This window comes from Frankia sp. CeRuru1, assembly GCF_977966315.1.
Window position 1 is genome coordinate 1 of record NZ_CDWWEW010000471.1, and the last position, 3,505, is coordinate 3,505.

Genomic DNA, 3,505 nt, shown 5'->3' on the forward strand with positions numbered 1-3,505 from the left:
GCTTGAGCGACGGTACCCGTCGAACACACCCGGGAGCCCGCGTTCCGGTCACCTCCCCGGCCGGAAGGTCGTCCGCGTCCTGATCCCGGTGAAGGGCCGCACGCCCCCCTCGCGACGGACGGTCTGGGACCGACCGCCGCAGCCCCGGCGCACACGTCCGGTCCGCCGGCGTCGGCGTTGGCTCCGACGCCGGCACCCACCAGCCCCGCGAACGGATCCCTCCCGCACGTGGGTGGCGCCGGTCCCGCCGGAGTCCCCGCGTCCCCATCGCCGGCGGTGGCGAAGTCCGAGCCCGCCCAGCCTCCGGCCGCCGCGCCCCCGAGCCAGCCGGCTCCGCAGGATGCGTCGTGCCCCGCTGAAGCGGTGGCGACCGTCGACTACCGGGGCCGTCACTGGCCGACACGCTACGACTGCGCCACCTACGTAGGCTCCGCCCCGGCGGTCCTACCCTGCTGCGCCCGATGTCGGCCGACCAGGGTGCCACGGTCAGATGCCGACGAGACGACGCGGGGACGGGATGGTCTCGACGACCTCGTCCACGACGTCCTCGGCGATGACGCGGCGCAGTTCCGCCTCGGGGCTCAGCACCAGCCGGTGTGCCAGGACCGGCTTGGCCAGCGCTTTGACGTCGTCGGGGGTCACGAAGGCCCGTCCCTGCGACGCGGCACGCACCTGGACGGCCCGAAGCAGCGCGATACTGCCCCGTGGGCTCGCCCCCAGGCGGACGACATCCGGCAGCGTGCGGGTCGCGGCGACCAGATCGACGATGTACCGCCGGAGGGCGGGTGCCACATGGATGGCAGATGTCCGGGCGGCGTGGGCCACCACGTCCTCCGCCCGCATCACCGGTCTCAGATCCTCGATGCGCCGACCCAGCTGCCGACCATCGAGGATCTCCAGTTCCGCAGCGAGGGAGGGATATCCCATTCGCAATCGCATGAGGAACCGGTCCAGATGGGCCTCGGGCAAGCTGTACGTGCCGTCCATGTCGATCGGGTTCTGCGTCGCGACGACCATGAAGGGCCGCGGTACCGGATAACCGGTCCCATCGACGGTGACCCGCCCCTCCTCCATGACCTCCAGCAGAGCCGACTGCGTCTTCGGCGAGGCGCGATTGATCCCATCGCCGATGACGAGGTTGGTGAACACCGGGCCCCCGCGGAATCCGAACTCCTCGGCACGCTGGTTGTAGACCATCGTCCCAATGATGTCCGCGGGCAGCAGGTCGGGCGTGAACTGGATGCGATGACAGCCGGCGCCCACCGACGCGGCGAGGCTGCGGGCCAGGGAGGTCTTCCCCAGACCGGGGACATCCTCGACGAGGAGATGGCCGTCGGCGAACATGCAGATCGTCGCGAGATCCACCACCTCACGCTTGCCGCGGATGACCTTCTCGACGTTGGCGACCACATCGTGGAAGGAGGCTGAGAACGTGGCAACCGCGGACCGGTCGCCGGACGTACTGTCGCGGCCGTCGCCCATGCGGGTCACGCGCTGCCTCCTAGCCCAACGGTGTCGGGGAACGAGGACCGTCCGAGCGATGCGGACAGCGTGCTCAATCACCGGAATGGGCTCCTCGTGGGTTGATGGAGGCGGACCGTGCCGGGCGAGGGGGCAACCGGCCCGGTCCGCCCACGGGCGGCGGGGGGAACCGCCCGGGTACGGCGACCCGCGGCGGCCGTCGCCGCCGCGGAGCCGATCCGTTCCGCTGCGATAGACGACGAGCCGACCCGCTTCGTTGTGCCATAACCCGATGGAATTGTCGATCCAGTGATCCTTCGACCGGAGGATATCGTCGACCGCTTCGTTACGTGCAGATCTAGCTACGCTCCGACGCAAGCTGGATGCAATATCACGGAGACGACGCGAGGGTCGCAACCTGTCGGCCAAGGGAGGCGTCTCACGCAGCAAGAACGACGACGTCGCCCAGACGGACCATCCCGATATGGGCAACATCAGCCCAAGATGCCTACGGCCTGTCCGCGTATCGTTGGGTGATACGTGGAGATGTGGTGAGCGATGTACCCCTCCTACGGCGCTCACCCGGAGGTGTCTGTGTGGGCGGGCGGGGTGGCCCGCCCACACAGACACCGGCACCGCCGCCAAACGGCGCCGGCCTATGAACGAGAATCGATGGTCAGCCGGTCCGGGCCACTCAGCTCGACGACGCGGAATCCGACGACGTCGCGCAGGCCGCGACCCGGGTCGAAGCCGGCGGTTGCATGGGTGAGGAGATGGGTGAGGACGAGGTAGGCACCGGTGGGCAGGGCGTCCACGAGGCGGCGGACGATGCCAGGCTTCAGGAACGGTCCGGATGCGGTGGGTGGCGGGCGGCTGGACGGTCGTCGGGCCACCCGGGGTGGTAGGAAAGGAAGTGCGTGCACACGCGGGTGGTCACCGAGATCCATGAACCCGCGGAGGCTCTACAGACGGTGAGGTCCAGAACCCGCGACGCATCATTCGTCACGTTTTGTAGCTTCATCAGAGATACATTAACGCGAAGGAAACACCGATTTACACTCCAGAAACCCTGCCGTGCGAGCCTCCTTCTACGTATCACCCGGCTTCCGCCTTCGAGCCGGGCAGGCCAACCGGTACTCTCAGCACGGTGAGGTGATTACAGCTATGCACGACATTGTGACGATAGCCGCCACTATTAACGAGCGTCCCACCCTCGAGGAAACCGACGCAATGCTGGCCGAACTGCGGCGGCTACCACGCGATGGGAAGACTATCGAGCTGATCGATGAACTGCTCGAATTCCGGTCGCTCCTGAAGGCGATGGCCTGAGCTGTACCCCCGGAGCGACCGGAACCGAACGACCGGAACCAGTAATCATCCCGACAACCCGGCGGAGTTTCGCGTTCCGGCCGGTGTCGTCGGATCACCCGTCTATCGGGTTACTGCTGACCCCCGCCAAACGGCTGGCCCTGCTGCTGCTCGCCGCCCAGCCCCGAGGCGAAACGCTCCCCAGCGATTCCTCCACCCTGAACACCCGCGCCTACTCCCGCAAGCTCCAGGAGTCGGTTCTCGACGTACCGCTCGCTGTGGTGCGTCTTGTCCGCGATCCGCTGGACGAGGTCGTTGACGCTCGTCGCGGAGTCAAGGTCCGCCGGGCTCACCTGACCGAACTGGTCGAGGATTCGGTAACGAATCTGCCGCCAGTTCTGCCGCAGCTGCTGTTCCACCTGCTGCACCTGCTGCTGTTGAGCCATTTTCCCTCTTTCTCCTCTCGAGCAGAACACCCGGATGTGTGTCGGCCAGCACCGGCCGGCACGGGAGGCACGTTACCGCAGCCGAGCTGAGCGACGTCAAACCCGAGAACCGATATGAGTGTATCCTCACGCGTCCGACGTCCGGCACCTGAGAGCCGTATCAGAGCACATCGCCCTCATACCGGTTGAGGAGACGACCGCAGCAGTGTGGAACTCGTACCAAGGGAACGAAATGCCGTACTGCACAGGATTCTTGAAATCTCGGTTGAACAACGTGGTTGAACAACGTG

The 3,505-nt window shown here is 66.8% G+C and carries 4 protein-coding genes; 1 reads left to right on the forward strand and 3 read right to left on the reverse strand.

Going from position 1 to position 3,505, the window contains the following annotated elements:
• Window positions 1–486: 486 nt before the first annotated feature.
• The gene (locus AC08OP_RS22880) at window positions 487–1,482 is read right to left on the reverse strand and encodes an AAA family ATPase (protein ID WP_476616060.1); all 996 of its coding nucleotides are present in this window, start codon (window positions 1,480–1,482) and stop codon (window positions 487–489) included.
• Window positions 1,483–2,117: 635 nt separating this feature from the next.
• Window positions 2,118–2,384 (reverse strand): hypothetical protein, encoded by a 267-nt coding sequence (locus AC08OP_RS22885; protein ID WP_476616058.1) that lies wholly within the window; start codon window positions 2,382–2,384, stop codon window positions 2,118–2,120.
• A 241-nt stretch (window positions 2,385–2,625) separates the two neighbouring features.
• On the opposite strand from AC08OP_RS22885, the gene AC08OP_RS22890 reads away from it, so the two are divergent.
• Window positions 2,626–2,790, forward strand: coding sequence for a hypothetical protein (locus AC08OP_RS22890; RefSeq protein ID WP_476616059.1), 165 nt, complete (start codon window positions 2,626–2,628; stop codon window positions 2,788–2,790).
• 110 nt (window positions 2,791–2,900) lie between these two features.
• Here AC08OP_RS22890 and AC08OP_RS22895 read toward each other — a convergent pair whose 3' ends face one another.
• Entirely contained in the window at window positions 2,901–3,215 is a 315-nt protein-coding gene (locus AC08OP_RS22895; protein ID WP_043591342.1) for a hypothetical protein, read from the reverse strand.
• Between the last annotated feature and the right edge of the window lie 290 nt (window positions 3,216–3,505).